The 19,165-nt window shown below is 57.4% G+C and carries 13 protein-coding genes and 2 pseudogenes; 13 read left to right on the top strand and 2 right to left on the bottom strand.

The annotated features are described in order from the left end of the window. The first annotated feature begins 231 nt into the window (after positions 1-231). From CU103_RS22345 to CU103_RS22320, 6 genes are all read left to right on the top strand, one after another. On the top strand, positions 232-1,494 hold the full coding sequence (locus CU103_RS22345) for an aminotransferase class V-fold PLP-dependent enzyme (RefSeq protein ID WP_170117102.1): 1,263 nt from the start codon (positions 232-234) through the stop codon (positions 1,492-1,494). Between the two features lie 289 nt (positions 1,495-1,783). Further along, positions 1,784-3,175: a DUF3300 domain-containing protein gene (locus CU103_RS22340; RefSeq protein WP_106666238.1), complete on the top strand. Its 1,392-nt coding sequence runs from the start codon at positions 1,784-1,786 to the stop codon at positions 3,173-3,175. 44 nt (positions 3,176-3,219) lie between these two features. Next, a complete protein-coding gene (locus tag CU103_RS22335) occupies positions 3,220-4,152 on the top strand; it encodes a DUF2950 domain-containing protein (RefSeq protein ID WP_170117101.1) in 933 nt (310 codons plus the stop codon). Positions 4,153-4,884: 732 nt separating this feature from the next. Next, the gene (locus tag CU103_RS22330) at positions 4,885-6,588 is read left to right on the top strand and encodes an ABC transporter ATP-binding protein/permease (protein ID WP_106666236.1); all 1,704 of its coding nucleotides are present in this window, start codon (positions 4,885-4,887) and stop codon (positions 6,586-6,588) included. Positions 6,589-6,868: 280 nt separating this feature from the next. Further along, positions 6,869-8,935 carry a glycosyltransferase family A protein gene (locus CU103_RS22325; protein ID WP_210203826.1) on the top strand — a complete coding sequence of 689 codons (2,067 nt, stop codon included), beginning with the start codon at positions 6,869-6,871 and terminating at the stop codon, positions 8,933-8,935. After that, entirely contained in the window at positions 8,935-10,446 is a 1,512-nt protein-coding gene (locus CU103_RS22320) for a DUF6212 domain-containing protein (RefSeq protein ID WP_106666234.1), read from the top strand. Before CU103_RS22325 ends, CU103_RS22320 begins: the two co-directional genes overlap by 1 nt. Positions 10,447-10,524: 78 nt before the next feature. Here the strand turns inward: CU103_RS22320 and CU103_RS32860 are convergent. Beyond that, positions 10,525-10,647 (bottom strand): annotated as a pseudogene (locus CU103_RS32860) (Tn3 family transposase); the annotation flags it as partial. A gap of 162 nt (positions 10,648-10,809) precedes the next feature. On the opposite strand from CU103_RS32860, the gene CU103_RS32550 reads away from it, so the two are divergent. From CU103_RS32550 to CU103_RS22300, 5 genes and pseudogenes are all read left to right on the top strand, one after another. Continuing rightward, on the top strand, positions 10,810-12,543 hold the full coding sequence (locus CU103_RS32550; protein ID WP_170117100.1) for a calcium-binding protein: 1,734 nt from the start codon (positions 10,810-10,812) through the stop codon (positions 12,541-12,543). Positions 12,544-12,719: 176 nt separating this feature from the next. Beyond that, on the top strand, positions 12,720-13,697 hold the full coding sequence (locus CU103_RS22310; protein WP_106666232.1) for a L,D-transpeptidase family protein: 978 nt from the start codon (positions 12,720-12,722) through the stop codon (positions 13,695-13,697). Between the two features lie 161 nt (positions 13,698-13,858). After that, positions 13,859-14,979 (top strand): annotated as a pseudogene (locus CU103_RS22305) (branched-chain amino acid ABC transporter substrate-binding protein). Continuing rightward, entirely contained in the window at positions 14,951-15,112 is a 162-nt protein-coding gene (locus CU103_RS31535) for a hypothetical protein (protein ID WP_170117099.1), read from the top strand. Before CU103_RS22305 ends, CU103_RS31535 begins: the two are co-directional and overlap by 29 nt. A gap of 425 nt (positions 15,113-15,537) precedes the next feature. After that, entirely contained in the window at positions 15,538-16,506 is a 969-nt protein-coding gene (locus CU103_RS22300; RefSeq protein ID WP_106666231.1) for a hypothetical protein, read from the top strand. Positions 16,507-16,693: 187 nt separating this feature from the next. On the opposite strand, the gene CU103_RS22295 is transcribed toward CU103_RS22300, so the two are convergent. Then, a complete protein-coding gene (locus CU103_RS22295) occupies positions 16,694-16,903 on the bottom strand; it encodes a cold-shock protein (protein WP_106666230.1) in 210 nt (69 codons plus the stop codon). An 856-nt stretch (positions 16,904-17,759) separates the two neighbouring features. On the opposite strand from CU103_RS22295, the gene CU103_RS22290 reads away from it, so the two are divergent. Next, positions 17,760-18,101, top strand: a complete 342-nt coding sequence (locus tag CU103_RS22290; RefSeq protein WP_106666336.1) for a PilZ domain-containing protein — start codon at positions 17,760-17,762, stop codon at positions 18,099-18,101. Positions 18,102-18,412: 311 nt separating this feature from the next. Then, on the top strand, positions 18,413-18,844 hold the full coding sequence (locus tag CU103_RS22285; protein WP_106666229.1) for a VOC family protein: 432 nt from the start codon (positions 18,413-18,415) through the stop codon (positions 18,842-18,844). Positions 18,845-19,165 lie beyond the last annotated feature (321 nt).

Here is a 19,165-nt window from a genome sequence, read left to right as displayed (position 1 = left end):
TTTCAGCACCGATCTCTGCCCTGGAACACATTAAACCTGTTGTGATTATTCGACAACCAACCTGCGACGGCGGGGTATCGTGGGTTATGTGAGGAGGGAAGGTCTTCCTGCAATAACACTTAAACAACGATTGCTAACGAAGTCATCGCTGTTGACGTGCTTATTCTTGCAATGCAGGCGCCATGGGAGCATATTTGGTCGCGCTTTCGCATGACCATGAGGAGAGATGCGATGCAAACTTCCATCACAAGAAGGTCGCTTTTCCACTATGCGGGCGCCGCCGCCCTTACCGCCACCACTGCCTGCGTCCTTCCGAAAGTTGCGCGTGGCGAAGCCGTCAGCGATGACATGTACTGGGACATTGTCCGCCACCAGTTCATTTTTCCCGAGACTGCGGTCCCGATGAACAGTGCCAATTTGTGCCCTGCATTTCGCGCGGTGGCCGACAAGGTGACCGAGCTGTCTCGCGTTGTGGACTATGACGTGTCTCTCAACAACCGTGCGCAATTTAACGACCATCTGAGAGACACCCGCTCAAAGGTGGCGCAGCAGATTGGTGCAGCGCCCGAGGAGATAGCGCTGGTGCGGAACACGTCGGAGGCCAATAGCGCCATCACCAACGGCCTCGATTTCAAGGAGGGTGACGAAATCGTCATCTGGGAACAGAACCATGTGACGAACAACGAAGCTTGGGACATAAGGGCCAGGCGCTTCGGCTTGAAGGTTGTGCGGGTTTCGCTGCCTCGCTTTCCCGAAAGTGACGAACAGATCGTCGACCTTTTCGCCAAGGCCTGCACTGGCCGCACCAAGGTAGTGAGCTTCACGGAATGCTCTAACGTGAGTGGTCTCAAGTTGCCGGCAAAAAAGCTCGCCGCGATGGCCCGGGCCAAGGGGCTCTATTGCCACGTCGATGGGGCTCAAAGCTGGGGAGCATCCGTCCTCAATCTCCATGACATTGGGTGCGATTCGTTTTCTGCAAGTTCCCACAAATGGTTCATGGGTCCGAAGGAGGTGGGCATTCTCTACGTCCGCAATGGCCGTGCGCGTGAAATCTGGCCCAATATTATCGGCTACACCGGGGAAATAAAGGTCGAGCTTGACCTTGAGAGCGCACTTAAGTTCGAGACTCTTGGCCAACGGGACGATGCGGCAGTCGCCGCGCTTGGGGATACTGCGGATATTCACACGCAAATTGGCCCTGAGCGGATACAGACCCGTATCAAAGAACTCGCCGGCCTATTGAAGCAGGGCCTAAAGGAAGGCGGAGCAACCTTGGTCACCCCGGAGGATCCGGCCATGAGCGGGGGGGTGGTGGTGATAGAGGTTCCAAAACAGAACCAGAAAACTGTTGCCGACACCATGTATAGTAAATTCGGCATCGCGGCGTCCTCCAGCGGCGGACTGCGGCTGTGTCCACACATTTACAATACGCGGGATCATATTACGCGGGCGTTGGACGGCGTCACTTCGATGCGGGACCTGATCAAAACGTGATCGCACGCAAGGTGCTGCTCGGCCACGTGCTGCGCAGGATATGCGTTTCAAGCTCATTACCTGACCAGGTCCACATGTCTTGCCCGTCATATTCAAGGACCGCACCATATCGGCTGCGGGGGTCCTCAGTTTATTGATTAGCTGATAGAATTTTTTGAAAGTCGGCGTAGTATCTTGTGAAATGGGTCTGAACCAAAGATTAGGCCATCTTAATAATGCGGAAGTTACGCGCAAGAAGTCGCAGAGCCAAGTCGTAACACGCTGGGGAAATTTACTGAGGAGAACCGTGATGTCGTTTCACAACAATGCGATCGCTCTCATTATATCGGCAGCACTGATGCTGCTTTCGGAACCTTGGCTGCACGGCGCCTCAGCTCAAACCCAATCCGCGCCAGAAGCTGCGGCCACCGCAACTGACGCACCGACCTTGCTGACGGCGGACGAGTTGGAAACGCTTGTTGCACGCATCGCGCTTTATCCTGATGATCTGGTCGCGCTGGTGTTATCTGCGACGGTCAACCCGCTTCAGATCGTGCAAGCTGCACGCTTTATAGATCAAGCCAAAAATAAACCGGACTTGAAGCCCGATCCGGCCTGGGATGGAAGCATCATTTCACTGCTCAACTATCCCACCGTGCTGACGATGATGAATGATGATCTTGCATGGACGCAACAACTTGGCGAAGCGGTTGTCGACCAGCAGAAGGACGTTCTCGTCGCCATCCAGCAGCTGCGCGACAAAGCGGTGGCCGACGGGACAATCAAGTCGGACAGCAAAGTGATCGTCGAAACAAAGAACGACAATGTCATTATCCGGCCGGCACAAAAGGAAGTAACGTACGTTCCGACATATGACCCGATGATCTTGACCAGCCCCACTTACGTCGCTACCGAGCCGATCATCTACGGCGATCCATATCCTTCCTATTACTACCCTTATGCACCCTATTGGACCGGTTTCCTGACCGGAGCAGTTTGGGGCGCGGCAGTGGACTGGGATAACTGGCATTCCTGGGGCGGGGACGATATCGACATCGACATCAATAACATCAACCGCGACGACTTCAAATTTGACAGGGACAACCTGCAAAATCTTAACTTCGACAGGAGCCAGCTCAAATTCGATCGAGATTCCATCACCAACAACCTTCGCCAGAACAACGCAAACCGCCTCGATCTGAAAAACAATCGGCAGTCCGCCAGGACGTCCGGCGGGCTTGCTGGCGCCGGATCGAAAATCCAGAGCAGCGATATCCGGCGCGACGTGCAGCAAGGCCTCAAACAAAAAGCCGGTGGCATCGCCAGCAAAGCCCAGGGGCAAGCTGCAAACCGCAATATCGGACAAAAGGCAGCAGCCAACCGTCCAAACCTTAACAAGGGACAGGCTGCCAATCTCAACCGTCCAGGCAAGGCCGGTGGCCAGCTCAAGAATATTGATCGCCCCAGCAAGAAGGCGGCAGGACGCATTGACAACCGTCCGCGGCAGCCGAGTGCGCTTGGCAATTATGGTCCTGGCCGTGACACGCGCATCGCATCCCAACGCGGTAACTACAGCCGCGACGTCGGCCGTGGCCCAAGAGTAGGGCACGGTGGGGGCGGTCCGCGGATGTCACACGGCGGGGGAGGAAGGCGGCAGGGTGGCGGCGGTGGCAGAGGCGGTGGCAGAGGTGGACGCCGTTGAAGTGAACAAGACCAATGGACATTCGTTTTGAAGGGGATTGCAAAATGTATCGCACAATTCTGAAAATGATTGGGGTCGCTGCTGTCCTTGCACTTCTGCCAATCACGGCGTCATTGGCAGCAGAACCGTCTCTCCAACGTTTTGTTGGTTCCGAGTCTCCATCATCGTTCAAGGAGCCCGCTGAGGCGGTGGACGCGCTGAAGAAAGGGCTGGAGACCAAGGACGTCGATGCTCTGGCGAAATTGCTCGGACTGAATGCCGAACAGGCTAAAAAGTCTGAAGACCTGGACGAGCGGCTCTCGGAACTGCAGCAGGCATCCAAGGAACGGACCGAATTGAAGGATCGCGCCGACGGTGCCAAGGAAGTGATCCTGGGTAGTCGCGTTTGGCCATTCCCGTTTCCACTCGTCAAGCAAAATGACGCCTGGCAGTTCGACACCGTTGCAGGTCTGGAGGAAATCCTCGCGCGCCGTATAGGAGAAAATGAGCTTCAGGCAATCCAGACTTGCCGCAATGAAGTCCTCGCCCAGGTTGCCTATGCGCAGGAAGACCGTGATGGTGACGGCGTTCTCGAGTTTGCGCAAAAGATCATCAGCGACGAAGGCATGCAGGACGGCCTCTATTGGAAGTCTGAAGGCGGCGAGGAAAGTCCTGCGGGCAGTTTTGCCGATCCCGCCAGGATTGAAGGCGCTCCCGCCTCAGACCAGGGCTATTTCGGCTATCGCTATCGCATCCTCAAATCGCAGGGCAGCAATATTGCCGGCGGCAAATATGGCTTTGTGATCAATGGCAACATGATCGCCGGGAACGCCTTGATCGCTTGGCCGGCGATATATGGCGAGACCGGCGTTATGACCTTTGTTGTCAGTCACCATGGTACGGTTTATGAAAAAGATCTTGGTCCCGAAACGTCCAGGCTGGCGAAGGAAATCAACGTGTTCAATCCGGACAAGACCTGGAAGGCCGTTGAAGAATGACTGCACTGGGTTGGGTCTTTCGCGGGAGGGCAGCCATGCGGTGCTTTTGGCGGGTGCGAGGCAAACAGCCCCCCGGCCCTGCGCCGCGAACGCGCGGCAACCGGCAGAATATCAGCGATCGCCATGCACCAGTTACCGAAAACCACGATGCGGTCATTGCCGACGTTCGGTTCGACTAGTTGGTTGGTGCGACTGTCCCAATCGACAAAGAGATACGTCGTATCGAAGAATTCGCCAGTCGCTGGCGCTGCCCGACAATATCTGGCTGGGTGGTACAACCCGACCGTCGGGTAAATCTCACTCGATCCCGTCGAGGCGTTGCCGTAGCTGCTGCCAAAATGCGCAAGGGACTCGATCTGGAGCCCTCTGCAGCTCGGGAGCTCAATCCATTCAAGAACGTCGGACCTGTAGTGCGGCGACCTTGAGGATTGAAATCGTTGTTGCGGGTCGCAGGCCCAACCCGCTTGGAGGGTAAGTCCGCGCGGATTGGCCGCCGCCTTGGGACTGGGGGGAGCTTGCAGAAGTCGGGCAAATTGCCGGTTACAGTCTTACCGCGAGCATACTGAGGCGACCTCGTCACGCGGCAAGCATTCCACCGGATCGATAACGGGCACCCTGGTACACAGACTTTGGCCGGCTTGGGAAGAGCCTCTCGGTTTTCTTGTTCTTCCCGCCGTGTCCTTAATGCCGGATCTACGTGTGCAACTTAGTTCTAACATGCCGAGGGATGCCATGGATAAGCAGAAACCTCCCCTCAAGATAACAGCAGTTCGTTTTGTACGCGCGGTCAAGATCTTTATGAGCTCCGAGGCCGGAATGAAAGCGAGATGGATGCTTGCCGGCTTGGTCCTTCTCTTGTGCGGTATAAATGCACTGAACGTCGTCAACAGCTACGTTGGCAGGAACTTCATGACTGCCATCGCGGACCGAAAGACGGCGGAATTTACCCAGCAAGCGATCTTCTACATAGGAGTCTTCGCTGCCTCCACCGTTGTTGCCGTCATTGCGCGATTCGCTGAAGAGCGTTTGGCGCTGCTCTGGAGGGAGTTCCTCACCCGGCGGGCAGTCAGACTCTATCTGGCCGATGCCACCTATTTCCACATGGGTGCTTCTGGACAACTCACTCATCCGGATCAGCGGATCGCCGATGACGTTCGTGGTTTCACGGTCACCACGCTTTCATTTGTCATTATGATATTCAACAGCGGTCTCACCATCCTGGCCTTTTCGGGAGTGCTGTGGTCGATCAGCCCGTTGCTGTTTGTTGTGGCTGTCTTCTACGCCGCTTGCGGCTCTTTTCTGACAATTACCCTTGGCCGCCCTCTCATCACGCTGAACTACGATCAACTCGACAAGGAGGCCAGCTTCCGCTCGGGTCTCATTCACGTTCGAGAAAGCGCTGAAGCGATCATGGTGGCACGCGCTGAGGAGCAGCAGAATGCACGTCTCCTGCAGCGCTTGGACGAGGCGATCGGCAATTTTCGCCGGATCACAGCCGTCAACAGGAACGTTGGCTTCTTCACCACGGGCTACAACTGGCTGATCCAGATTATTCCCGCCCTGATCGTCGCGCCCGCCTTCATCCGGGGCGATGTCGAATTTGGCGTTATCACCCAATCGGCCGCCGCCTTCGCGATGCTTGTGGGTGCGTTTTCCTTGATTATCACGCAATTCCAGTCGATTTCAAACTTCGCCGCAGTGGTTGCCCGGCTCAGCTCGCTCCTTGAGGCAATCGAACAATCGCATGCCCCGGCGATGCCGCCAGGTATCGAGATTGTCGACGGCGAAGGGCGCCTGGCTTTCGAGCACTTGACGTTGTTGTCTTCGGACGGCAGGACTGTGCTGAAGAATTTTTCAGCATCTGTCGCCGTGGGAACCCGCGTGTTGATCACGGGACCCAATCAGCCAGCAGGTGCTGCCTTGTTCAAGGCGGCTGCCGGTATTCCCACTGCAGGTAGCGGTCGCATCATTCGCCCCGGCCCCGAACGCCCCATTCTGTTTCTCCCCCAGCAGCCTTATCTGATGCCGGGTACGTTGCGTCAGACCCTCCTATCCCCGGACAAGGCGGCCGAGATCTCGGATGAACGGATTCTCTACCTTTTGCGTGAATTCGATCTCGATGTCGGCCAGGCAGAGGGCCTGGACAAGGAAAGCGACTGGGAGGTGCTCCTCTCACTGCGTGAGCAACAGCTGTTAGCCCTGATCGGCATACTCCTCTCAGCGCCCCGGTTCGTCTTCCTTGATCGTATCGACACCACACTCGGGACCGAGGAATTCCACAAGATCCTTCAAATGCTTTGCGAGTACTCGATCACCTATCTCAACAGCGGCACAATCAGCACAGGTGAGAGTATGTATGACGCGAAATTAACGTGTGAGCAGGGAGGCGAATGGACTTGGACGGTCGTTCAGTCTGGGCACACACGCATGTCATGAGCCTACGTTTCATCGCAGCCGCCACGATTCGGGCGCAATCTGAGGAAATTGAGATTCTGACGCGCCAACGAGAGGAGCTCCATGCGGAACGTCGGCGCTGGCGTGTGTCGCGGACATCGACCTTATTCACGAACCCCTGGCAACGCCTTGCGGGGGCCAGGGCCGCTTGGCCACCACGCCTCTGGCTTGACGGCGTGCAGCGCACCTCTTAATTGATGGCCGGGAGACGGCGGGCGTCGCTCCTTTACCACAGCGCGATTTGAAGGAAACGGGAGGGGGCGTGAGCACGAGGGTGGAAACGGAAGTGCGCGCGGTCATTCTTGTACCAGCTTATGGCCAGCCTTCGCTGACCGCCGAGGCGCTTCATACCGCCGTCACGCAACGGACAGAGTTCGCCTTCGCGGTGGTGGTCGTCAACGACGGTTGTTCCTCGCCGGAAACACACGACATCTGCCTCAACTTTTCGGCCGCCTACCCGGGCAAGGTGTTTTACCTGAAGAAGTCCAATGGGGGCCTTAGCGCGGCGCGGAATTCGGGCATCGAGTTCGCCCTTCGTGCGTTTCCCGCGCTGGAAGCAGTCTATTTCCTGGATTGCGACAATCACATCGGCCCTCTCCTCCTGCAGCGCATGGTCGATGCGCTGCGCGCGTCGGATGAGACAGTTGGCTGGGCCTATGCCGATGTCGACAAGTTTGGATTTGCAAGTTTTCACGATACGTCCGGCGACTACTCGCCCTTGGAGCATCTGTTCCGGAGTTTCTGCGAGGCCGGTAGCGCGGTTTCGCGGCGCATGCTCGACGCTGGCATCCGCTTTGACGCGGCGATGCGCAAGGGTGTGGAGGATTGGGACTTCTGGCTGCAAGGGCTCGGCGAGGGATTTCGCGGCGTCCATGTACCGGACGCCGGCTTTCGCTATCGTCGTCGCGGCGAGAGTATGCTGGTCGAGGCGGAACGGGATTTCGCGCCGATCCTCGCCTATATCCGCGGCAAGCATTCCCGGCTCTACAACGTGAATGCCGTGCTGAGCATGGAAATCGAGGCGCGGTCGCGTTACGCCATCTATCACCCCGATACTGGTCTTGTCCGATGCATGACTGCGGTCGGACAAGACCAGCTCATGACGCTCGACCACTATCTTGTCCGCCTGTTGCGGGCCGTCGAGCGACCCGGCTATGGTCTTTGCCCGGGCCACCTTTTCTTCATGGATCAAACACTCTACGATATTCTGGAACGATGGCACCTGCTCGCCGGCCTGCTCTGGAAGCTGGAATATGCGGTAACAAGTGCCACGATTGCTGCTTGCTCGATCGTGGTCCGCTCCTCAACCGCTTTGACGCTGAGCTGGACCTCGGTTGCGGCCAGCCGCCTGACGGCGCAGCACATCCCTTCCCCGCCAGAAACTGCTCAGATCGTGGCCATCGAGGCCGGCGCGCTGCTCGCGCATCATTTTCCGGATGGCGGCTTCGCCCACGGCAATCACTGGCACACCGTCAAGCCGCTCAGCGGTCGTTTCTTCAACCTCGCGCTCGGCTGTGCGCAGGAGATCGAAACGCCACGGCCAGCAGCCGAGGGCCTTGCTTGCTTGCGGCGGGCTCTGGACGATGTGGCGACGCGCGAGAGCCGCGCGCTTTGGCGTGCTGCAAAACGTGACCGGTATCGGGCGCAGGCCGCTGTGCCGCGCGATTTCTATGGTGAGCTGTTCAACACCCCATCGGTTTTTCCCGCCGCGACCGGACAGTGTGTAGCGCTCGTCATCGACGAGGCTTCATCCGCGTCTGTCGCCCGCGCCGCGCAGCTCGGCGACGCCTTGCGAAAGGAGGGAGATGTTCTGCATCTTGTGACGTTCGGGGAACGGTTTTCAGGCCAGTACAAGGATCTCGACGCCTTTGCCGAGCTCGTGTCGCTGCCGCTTGCTTCCCTTTGCGGTCGCGTCGAGCCGGCACGCCAGGACTATCTCGGGGCGAGCCTCCCGCTCCTCGACTGGCGCGACAGACAGGCCGCGCTGGCGACACTTGCCGCATATTCCCTCGTCGTTTCCGTTGAGAGTGCGGTGGTGCATCTGGTCGCAGGCGCCCTGCGGCAGCTGAAGGTCAGGACCTGGGCCTTTCTTGCCGAACACCAGGCCCGCTCTGCCGGCGATCTGGTTACGGCCTGCGCCGCCTTTGAGCAGGCCTACGACGCGATCTTTCCGGAAACACGGCAAATGCTGCAACTTTGCCGCGGCCTTGGAATTCCCCCGGGAAAGCTGAGGTTCGGGCCGGGTGCCGCGCGGGAATCCATCGCGACCCTGAAAGGCCCGGACACGACGGCCTCCGCGGTCGAACAGAATCGGAGTTTCTCTGCCTGATGCTGCGAGCCTCTGCTGAATTGCTGCCTGTCCTTTATAGCGGGCGCCCCAAAATTCTGGTGGTGAAACCACGGACCCTGTCCTGGAGCTTCGTCCCGCCAACCGATGCCCTGTGCTGGCTTGTTGCGGAAACGTCAAACGGCACCGATTTTGTCCTCTTGAACCAGGACGACGGCGCAGCCGAAATCGATTGGCACACGATCGAGCTGCCGCCCACCAATGTCTGGGCCGTCTGGAGTCCTGAAGGCGCGGTTCCGCTGGCCGGCCTGGCCGATTGGTGGTCACGTGTCGGCGGGGCCGAGCCGATCTTCGTTCACGGCGATGCGGCGACGTTGAGCGCGGTGCTGATTGAACGTTCGCTGGCCGAGGTCGATCGCCTGACGCGGGCGAACCAACTGCTGATCGAGGACCTGGCAAGCCTGCGCGAAAGCTGGGCCCACAACGTCCGGCTGCCGCCAGAACTCGAAGAACTGCTGGCAAACCTTCGTGTCGCACCGCCTCGTCTCGTCTTCGAGACTCCGGCTGCCTACGGCGATACGGCTGTTCCGGTGACAGGGCCAGCAGACAGCATTTCGACGGCCGGTCTGCGCCAGCGCCTGCCGATAGGGGCCCGTGGGCTCCTTGGCATAGATCTCCACTTGACCGCTCCGGGCACGGGAGACGGTGTTGTCGAAGTGCAGCTGGTCGCCCGGGAGGCAGACGCGGAATTGGCACGTTGGCGGATGTCCTATCGCGAAATCAATGCGGGTTGGCTGCCCTTGCGTTTGCCGGCGGCTTCGACCCTTACCTGGCGCGCTCTCGAACTTCGGATCCATGCCTCTGGCGGAGCGACGGCGCCCCGGCTTTCGAGCGCCCCGACCGGTCTTCTCAAGGAATACGCCTTTTCGAGGCCCGACAGCGGCACTGCGAACGGTACGATGCTGGCACTCAGGCTCTGGGGCGGTCTTCCGGGCGTAGGAACGGTTGCCAGTTCCGACGCCGCGCCTTTGCCGGCCAATCCCGTGGTCGCGATTCCCGAGCACGTAACTGCCGCGGTGCGATCGACAAGGGAGCTCACCTGGGCCTATCCCTATTTCGGCTACCTCGATCGTGGCCGGGTGTTGCTGCGCCCCTTGCGGGTAACGCCGGCATCGGCAGCCTGCATCAGCTTGCCGGCGGTATCGGGACTTGCTGCGGTGTCCTGCGAAGCGAAGATCGATGACGGTCTTTGTAAGACGCGGCTACTGGTGCAACTCGTGGTTACCCGCTCCGGCCATGGCCCCGATGACGCGGAGCAGGACGTGGGCGTGCTCGCCTCGAGCGGATGGATCGAACTCGCCGAACCGCTCAAGCCTTACACGCTGATTGCCCGCCTGCCAGAGCCGGAGTCGGGCTTGGTCGACGTCCATTTCTTCTCACGGCTGCCGCAAGGCGGAACGTTGGCGCACGGCCGTGTGGTCTTCGGCCGCTTCGAAGCCGAACTCAACGAACGCGCGGCCTGGAACCGGGACCCGGTCTTGCCGGAGCTGTGATACGCTGCCTCGTCGAGGGCGCGAATTGCCGCATTCTTCGCACTTCAGGCGCAAGCGGAATCGATCAGCGCGCAGAGCGATATGCTTTGCCAGCGCCGGATAGGCATCGGCCTTCTCGAAGGTGGGGAACGTCCGGTTCCTGATGTTTCGCAGACGCGGTGCGAAGTGCTCGCCGGCCAGAGTAAATAACGCAAAAACATGCAGACTTGGTTTTCACTATTTGAAAGATAATGCCGCATATTGATTTGAGATTTGAAGTATAATTGAACTACATAAAATTAATAATGTGCAATAAATGTAATACTTGTATGGAATGGTTGTTTGCCTATAACTTCCTTTCAGATCTCGGAAAGGATGAAGGCGATGGTAAAGATAGTCGGCACTGATGCGAGCGACACGCTGTTCGGGACAGACGAAAATGACAATATCTGGGGCCTCGGCGCCAATGACACCCTGGACGGCGGACCTGGGAACGATTTTCTCTATGGCGGGGCCGGTAACGACGTCCTGATGAGTTTCAGCGGCTATGACGAGCTCGATGGCGGCGATGGCGATGACCGGCTGGAACTCAACGCAACGGGTGGCGCGGCGCGGGGAGGTGACGGCATCGACACGCTGGTCATCAATCTTTCAGGGACCGGCAGCCGAGTTACGTTTAACGGCATGAACCGCCACGCAACCTTCGGTGACCCGGCAGAGACCGCCAATCACCTCTTCTACCGCGGCATTGAGCGGCTGGAGCTGACGACCGGTAGCGGCAACGACACCGTTGAGGGTGGCACGGGTGACGACGTGATCTCGACCGGAGACGGCGCGGACAAAATCGGCGGCCAGTCATTGCCGAACACCTACAATGAAAAAAGTTTCCTGGGTGCTGATGTTATCGACGCCGGCGCGGGCAATGACACGATCATCGATCGGCTCGGCGCCAATCATCTTTCCGGCGGCAGTGGCGACGACAGCATCACAACAACACTTTCGTCTGCCCAGCTCGACGGCGGCGACGGTGACGACATGCTGCGGCTCGAAGATACGGATCGGAGCGATGATGTCACGCTCGATGTAGTCAATGGCGTTGCATCGACCGGTACGACCTTTCACAATTTCGAGCGGGTCTACGCACTGACCGGTAGCGGCAGTGATACTTTGCTCGGCGGCAGCAGTCGCGACAACCTCTTCGGCGGCAACGGGACCGACTACCTGTTTGGCGGAGAAAACAATGACCACCTCTATGGCGAAGGCGATGATGACCGCCTTGAAGGCGGTGACGGAGTCGACTCACTAAGTGGGGGTAAAGGCGATGACCACCTCTCTGGAGGCGACGGTATTGACTTCCTCGATGGCGATGAAGGCAATGACACGTTATTCGGCGGCGAAGGCAATGATTGGCTCGACAACCGCCACGGTGGCGCCGACATGCTCGACGGCGGCAATGGTGATGACCATTTCACGGTCGTCAACTCCAATACGACGGAGATCACCACTGTCAGGGCCGGTGCCGGTGACGACTCGATCTTTGCCGCGCGGCTGACCGACATTGATGGCGGCGATGGCCACGATACGCTTCAGATCACCGTCTCCAATCTGTCGGTTGCGATCAATGTTGACGCCGCGAGCGGATCAAGCTCGACGGGCTTGACCTTTGTCAATGTCGAAGATTTTCAGATAAACGTTTATGGTGAGCATGATGACACTCTACGCGGCGCTGACGGTAACGACATTATCCGGGGAGGAAGTGGCGATGATCTTCTCGAGGGGCGCGGCGGCAATGACACCCTCGCCGGCCAAGAGGGAGCGGATCGTCTGATCGGCGGTGCGGGCGCTGACACATTCCGCTGGACTGGATATGAGGTAGACGGCAGCAGCACAGGCATCGACCATATCGTCGACTTTGACACCCAAAGTGGCGACATGATCGAGTTGGGGGGCTTTTATCCGGGCGACACCAACATCTATAATTTTGCTTCCTTTGTCGCTGCCTCGCGTGACACACAGCAGGGTGTCTATGTCGCCTTTCATGGTGAAATCGAAGGTATCCTCATCGAAGATGTTTCGCTTGCGGACTTATCTGCCGACGATATTGCTTTCACGTTGTGAGTTCAGTTTCGGTGGCTGTGTTTGCCAAACTCAAACAGGGGTGCCTGTCAATTTCGAAGGCTATGGATGCACCCTTTCTTTGAAATGCCGTTTTTACCGATTTCGATTGGTTCCTGAATTCTAACAGAAGAAGAATTATTTTCGGAACATCTTCATCGCAACTCCATTGAGCGGACATGAAAACATTTGTTGGACTGTCCACGTTCTTACTTGCCGTTTCCGTCATCGCCGCTGGGGCCGCAGAGGTCAAACCCGACGCGATCAATTCCGCATCCCTGTCCACAATCCCGGCGGAGCGCGCTTCCAAACCATCTGCGGATCCCGACCCTGCGATCGTCCGCCTTCAGGTTCTCCTCGACCGCGCGGGGATATCGCCGGGGGTGATCGACGGCATTTATGGAACGAACGTTACCAAGGCACTGGCCAGTTTCGAGAAGATGACGGGGATGCCCCCGGACGGCACCATCGACTCCGACGTAATCAGCAGGCTGGAGACGGGTGGCCCGATCATCGGCACCTACACGGTCACGGCTGACGACGCAAAGGGCCTCGTCGACGATATTCCCGCAGACTACGGCGAAAAGGCGAAGATGCCCAGCTTGGGTTACACCAGCGTCGCCGAAAAACTTTCAGAGCGATTCCACATGCATGTCGACCTGCTGACGGCGCTTAATCCAGGCTCGGATTTCGTCCCTGGAGAGACAGTCCAGGTAGCCATGCCGGGTCCCCCGCGCCAAGGAAAGGTGGCCCGCATCGAAGCCGACAAGACGGCTGGGCAGGTCACGGCCTACGATAACCGCGATGTCATTCTCGCGGCGTATCCCGCGACAGTTGGCAGCCAGGACAATCCTTCTCCAGGGGGCAGGCACAAGGTGAAGGGCGTCGCGCGGATGCCCGTCTTCAGGTACAACCCAAAGGTCAACTTTAAGCAAGGGAAGAACGACAAGGTCCTCACCATCCCCAAGGGCCCCAATGGGCCGGTCGGAAGTGTCTGGATCGATCTAACCGAGCCAACCTACGGCATTCATGGAACGCCTGATCCCGAGCTTATCAACAAAGTCGGGTCGCATGGCTGCGTTCGTTTGACGAACTGGGACGCCGAGGAGCTGGCTGGAATGGTCAAGCCGGGCGTTGTCGTCCGCTTCGTCAACTAAAGATATCGGCCGCCGTGTTCCGATGGCGTTCAAGCCCTTACGCAACTTGCACCGGGCATTCATTAAAATAGCTATTGAAAAACAATCGGCGGCCCTTGCAGTTATCGCTGTTCACATCATTGTCGATCCAGGGCTTGTTCGCGCCGGGAGACATAACAGCAATGAGAGTGATACGCTTTTTCGGCGTTGCCTTTGCGGCAATGCTTAACTTGTGCAGTTTTGCCAACGCAGACATTTTGATTGGACTAGGAGCGCCCTTCAGTGGCGATTATGGTGCCTACGGGGTACAGATTCAGAAGGGCGCCGAGGCCGCAGCCGCTGAAATCAATGCTGCCGGCGGTATCAACGGCGAGAAAATCTTGCTTACAGTGGGTGACGACGCCTTCAATCCTGCGCAGGGCATGGCCGTCGCCAACAAGTTTGTCGCTAACGGCGTGAAGTTCGTTATCGGTCACTTCAACTCTGGGGTGTCAATCCCCACGTCGGAAGTCTATGCCCGAAACAGCATTTTAATGGTGTCTCCCGCTTCGACGAATCCGTACTTCACCGACAGACCCAAACCGCTCTGGAACACCTTCCGCACCTGTGGGCGGGATGACCGGCAGGGGGATGTCGCAGCAGCCTACATTGCCGAAAAATTCAAAGATGCGAAAATTGCAATCATTGATGATGAAACGCCGTATGGCCGCGGCCTCGCCAATGGACAGCGAAAACCCTCAAAGCCAAAGGCGTCAAAATAGCATTCCGCCAAAGCGTGGATTATCGAAGCGAAGAGTTTTCGCCATTGGTTGCGAGGGTCCGAAAGACCGGCGTTACATTGCTGTATTGGGGTGGTCTCGACAAACAGGCGGGAAAGATTATGCGCGAACTCGCCGATGACGGCCTTAAGGTCCAGTTCGTCTCCGGCGACGGGATAATGACAAACAGACTTGCCTCGATTGCCGGCGGCGCTGCTGCCGGAACCTTGAACACGTTTGCGCCTCAACCGGTCAACAATACAGCGAACAAACATCTCGTCGAGAAGTTTCGTGCCGCCGGAATCGAACCGGTCGAATACGCGTTCAACGCATACGCCGCCGTCCAAAGTATCGCGGCGGCCGCCACCGAAGCAAAATCGACCGACCCGAAACAAGTGGCCAAGGCAATGAAGGAAAAAGGGCCGTTCAAAACGGTTCTCGGTGATATCTCCTACGACAAGAAGGGCGACCCCACTCTCCCGGGCTATGTCATGTACAAATGGGAAAAGGCGGCAGATGGCTCATACAGCTACGTCCAGCAATGAATGGATCACCGACACTTCGCTGGCGGAAACGGCGCAGCCGCAGCTGAACGATCAGAAAATGGCCGTCATCACCCACCTCATCGCACGCCGCACCATTTGTCTAACGATCACCGCAGACGCAGATCCCTATTGACGCAGGTCCAAAACTGGTCAAATAGCCGTATGATTTCAATCACTTATCCGGTGACACATTGGCCAGAATTCACAATTCGTATTCGCTGGGGGGCCGACTGAATCAGACATCCTATTGGCTGCTGATCGCCATGATGATCGGAATCAAACTGGCGAACGGGTCGCGGCCATGCACACTCAGAACCGCTGGGAAGAGGCGCCGCTGGCTGAGAAGACTGTGGAATCAGAGGTTTTGTACAATTCGATTCCCCATCCATTTTTTGGAAATGCCGGTAAGGGGACATTTTGATTGGCGCCTATTTGTCTACATTTAGACACGAACAAAATCAACAACACCTGTTTCTGCAAGAATTCATTATAATACAGATGAACATTTCCTGGTGGCGCGCGTTTCAATTCGTGTTGGTTAACTGAGGATCTGCGCCAATGAAGAGGCTCATAATTGCCGCCGCAACATGGGCGGTTCTTTGCGGCGCGTCCTATGCCGTTGACGACAAAACCCGCGCCGCTATTGAAGCGCTGAGCTTCGTCAAGGCCAACGCCTATGCAAAGGCCATCGACGCCTATTGCTTTGCCGACCATCCATTTGCCAGTCAGCCCCTTGCCGATGCCGCCTCGCAAGAGGCCGCGTTCCGGGAGGAAATCGGCCAGGGCGAGAAAGCTACGGACATTGTTGCGGATGCCAATCGATCCGCAGCAGAACATTTGAAAGTGGATCAATCGGCCTGTGCGCCAGCGGTAAGTTTCGTCGGCAGTATCGCAGCGACGATCGAGGATGCAAAGCAGCACGTGGCAGCTATCGAGCAGAACCTCGCACAAGCAAAGGCGGCACAAGAAAAGGCTGCGAGCGCCGAACGGAGGTCCGCAACCTGCCGCGATCTGCAATCGCGCGCCGACGCCGCCGACCTTGATGGTTTGCTTTCCTACCGGCTGCCGCTCCTTGACTGCGCCGACGTGCTTGGCGTTGACAACATCGCCAAGGTCGATACACGGATCGCGAAGCTACGCGCCGACCAAAAGGCCGCCGATGAGGCAAAGCAAAAGCAAGCTGCTGAGGCGAAAGCGGCGCGGGCTGCCGCTGATGCCAAACGGGCGGCCGACGTCGCGGCGAACATGGCAAAGCCTGCCGTTAAACCAGCGGTCAAGCCTGCTGCGGGGCCGGCCTTTGTCGGCAAATGGGATCAGCTCGACGGCAAGTGCACTGGCAGGCTTTGGGATCTGAACACGAAAATCTATGATGGGACACCGATCAGGAATATCGAGCGCAACGGCAATAATTACCGGGTGGAGCTGAGGGACGGCTATGCCTTCCAGCTGCGCAACGTGACGAGGACCACGCTGACTTTTTATTCGCCCGAAAGCGGCGACAGCTTCAGTCTGAAACGCTGCAGATAAGCGGCTGCGCAAAAGTGGGCGGATTCGATCCCATCGAACCAATGTTTCGATCGTGGCATCGGTCGTGACTGCTTGGAACCAAGCACCAACGGCCGTTCGACCCCTTGCCGATAAAAAGGCCAGGCACGAGCCCAGCCTGTTTTATATCTTACAGCAATGCTGCCATCGCTGCGGCCCAAGGCCGCCGTTAAGCAGCGCTCAACTGATCCGCTGACAACTTGCCCGACTTTTTGTCGCGAACCAGCTCGTAGTTGATTTTCTGACCTTCAACGATTTCGCGCATACCTGCGCGCTCCACGGCAGAGATATGAACGAACGCATCGGTGCCCCCATCATCGGGCTGGATAAAACCAAACCCTTTTGTGGAATTAAACCATTTAACTGTACCAGTGGCCATTTTGAACCTTTCTTATAGCGACACCAATTCGTCATCGTGCTTGTGGACGATGACGGCTTCTATCGAGTTTTGAAGATGACCTTCGTTGAAGCGTCTGCACGCGAAAAACAAAATTCAACGATCCAAAATTCAATGGCGCAATGATACAGTTCCTGGCTGCGCTATCAACTCGTTTCATGCATGAATGTTTCGGCGGGCAAAACCGGTTCGGATCAAAATCAATTGGTACCACCGTCAGGGAACCACCTTGCAGACAGATTCAGTTGCCTGAAACTGCTCAATGCATCGTATGCACCGTCGAGGTAAACATCCGCATGGAACCGATGGGCATCACTTTCGGTCAGTCAGCCTCGGCGGCCTCCCGCCCATGGTGAGCCATGGGTTGGACGACAAGCCGCTGACGTCAGCGCAAAGCTCCACCGGCTTGCGGCTTTGACCAGAGATCGATGATCCACAGCGCCATCATGTTCGCAGCCACCGCAGTACCGACTGGTCGGCCTTCTGGTGAACAAACGTTTAAACAGCTTTGCACGCATTGGCATCAAACTTCCCGGGGCGCTTCTCCTCAGGACGTCTCGCGATGGCGCGCGGCAACGTCACAATTCGACTGTCTGCAGCAAGCCGACTTTCGAGGAAGGCCAACGTTGACATCGACGTGACCGCGCGATCTTCCATCGATGTTGAAAGCTGTTGCAGTTCCGCGCCCCCGGGCTGATGTGACGGATTAACTTCCGCCGCCCTCCCTTGCGATAACAGATTTGCAATTTTTTTCTGGTACAGACATCAGATCAATTTGATCTCAACAGATGCCCACTCGCCTCTGACCAGTCACCCACCATTGTTGGTCCAGCTGTCCATGTCATCATCCGCAACGGATAACAAAACCGAAAAACGTCTTGAGGAGCGCAAGAGAACAAGGCTGCGCTCAGGTAAGCTGGTAACGCTGGGCGGTCAGTTTTTAACCGAATGCCATTTTCAAGATCTTGCCGGAGGTGGTGCTCGGATCAGGATTATCGGCCACTGTACCATTCCCAATCGCTTCTGGCTGTTTGACGATCAATATGCCGGTGCACTGATCACCGAAATCATCTGGCGCAAGGATGCGGAATTCGGAGTACGCTTCGTACAAGATTCCGGCGTCGTCCCATTGAGCGATACTGTTTTAAACACGCTTGCCGGCAAATATTACTCGCTTTGATGCTGGGAGAGCCAAATTCTGTCATTGTCACCTTGGGTCGAATTCAAACACCCGAGCGACACAACAGTTGCGGCACAATATGCGTAAGGAATGGCTCAGGGCCCGAGATCCTTGATCAGCGTTGCACCATGGAAGGCGCTGGTCGTGCGCGCAAGAACTTCCACGCACGCATTGGCGATAAAGAACTCCCCCCGCCATGTCCATCATGCAGTGATAGCATTTCAGGATTGGTGCTCTCGGTTGGCCGTTTTGTTCAAGACTTTACGGCTGAGGACAGTATTGTGGCCGTTGGGCAAACCGAGGAGACTGCCATGAAACCACGCATTTCCGTCCTGACGATTGGTGTCGCCGACCTTGAGCATTCTCTCGCATTTTATCGCGACGGCCTCGGGCTGCCGACCGAAGGGATTATCGGCCGCGAGTTCGAGCATGGCGCCGTCGCGTTCTTCACGCTATCGGGTGGGTTGAAGCTCGCGATATGGGCTCAGAACGATATCGCCCATGATACCGGCCTGCCCAAGACGCCCGTCAGCTCGACCGCGTTCACCATCGGACACAACGTCGTGCGCCGCCAAGAAGTTGATGAGGTGCTGGATGAGGCCGCTCGCGCCGGAGGCGAGATCATCAAACCTGCCCAGGATACCTTCTATGGCGGGTATGCGGGATACTTCCGTGACCCAAACGGATATCTATGGGAAATTGTCTGGAACCCCGCCAACATCCCGGCTGACGGCTTTGGATAAGAAGGAGCGACGGTCTTTGACCGCTGCAGCTTCATTATCCCGCTTGCCAGCATGCGTTTGCAGCGCTGGTACCCGGTCCGGGGCCAGGCACTTCCCACGCGGGCCGCAGCCTCTGATCGACCGTTAGCGCATCGGCAAGAAACGTTCCGGCCGCCCATCTGCGCAAACGCCGCTGTGTCGCAACCGGTATCTGGAAGAACTGCGATTACCTTCGTGCCAAACCTTCAAGGCGCACGATGCGCCCGTTCGCGCGGCGAAGCATTAACGGCTACGGTCCCGGGCGTTTCGCTCGTAATGAAACCTTGTTTCGTGCACAGGCGC

This window comes from Phyllobacterium sophorae (assembly GCF_003010965.1).
Lineage (GTDB): Bacteria > Pseudomonadota > Alphaproteobacteria > Rhizobiales > Rhizobiaceae > Phyllobacterium > Phyllobacterium sophorae.
The sequence above is the reverse complement of the archived record's forward strand: the minus strand, read 5'-3'. Positions and strand labels throughout refer to the sequence as shown.

Bases quoted from the DNA above. Each gene is read 5' to 3' on its own strand.
- CU103_RS22285 (WP_106666229.1), top strand. From the start codon at position 18,413: ATGAAACCACGCATTTCCGTCCTGACGATTGGTGTCGCCGACCTTGAG.
- CU103_RS22310 (WP_106666232.1), top strand. From the start codon at position 12,720: ATGAAAACATTTGTTGGACTGTCCACGTTCTTACTTGCCGTTTCCGTC.
- CU103_RS22300 (WP_106666231.1), top strand. From the start codon at position 15,538: ATGAAGAGGCTCATAATTGCCGCCGCAACATGGGCGGTTCTTTGCGGC.
- CU103_RS32550 (WP_170117100.1), top strand. From the start codon at position 10,810: ATGGTAAAGATAGTCGGCACTGATGCGAGCGACACGCTGTTCGGGACA.
- CU103_RS22340 (WP_106666238.1), top strand. From the start codon at position 1,784: ATGTCGTTTCACAACAATGCGATCGCTCTCATTATATCGGCAGCACTG.
- CU103_RS22295 (WP_106666230.1), bottom strand. From the start codon at position 16,903: ATGGCCACTGGTACAGTTAAATGGTTTAATTCCACAAAAGGGTTTGGT.
- CU103_RS31535 (WP_170117099.1), top strand. From the start codon at position 14,951: ATGGCTCATACAGCTACGTCCAGCAATGAATGGATCACCGACACTTCG.
- CU103_RS22345 (WP_170117102.1), top strand. From the start codon at position 232: ATGCAAACTTCCATCACAAGAAGGTCGCTTTTCCACTATGCGGGCGCC.
- CU103_RS22335 (WP_170117101.1), top strand. From the start codon at position 3,220: ATGTATCGCACAATTCTGAAAATGATTGGGGTCGCTGCTGTCCTTGCA.
- CU103_RS22290 (WP_106666336.1), top strand. From the start codon at position 17,760: ATGTCATCATCCGCAACGGATAACAAAACCGAAAAACGTCTTGAGGAG.
- CU103_RS22330 (WP_106666236.1), top strand. From the start codon at position 4,885: ATGGATAAGCAGAAACCTCCCCTCAAGATAACAGCAGTTCGTTTTGTA.
- CU103_RS22320 (WP_106666234.1), top strand. From the start codon at position 8,935: ATGCTGCGAGCCTCTGCTGAATTGCTGCCTGTCCTTTATAGCGGGCGC.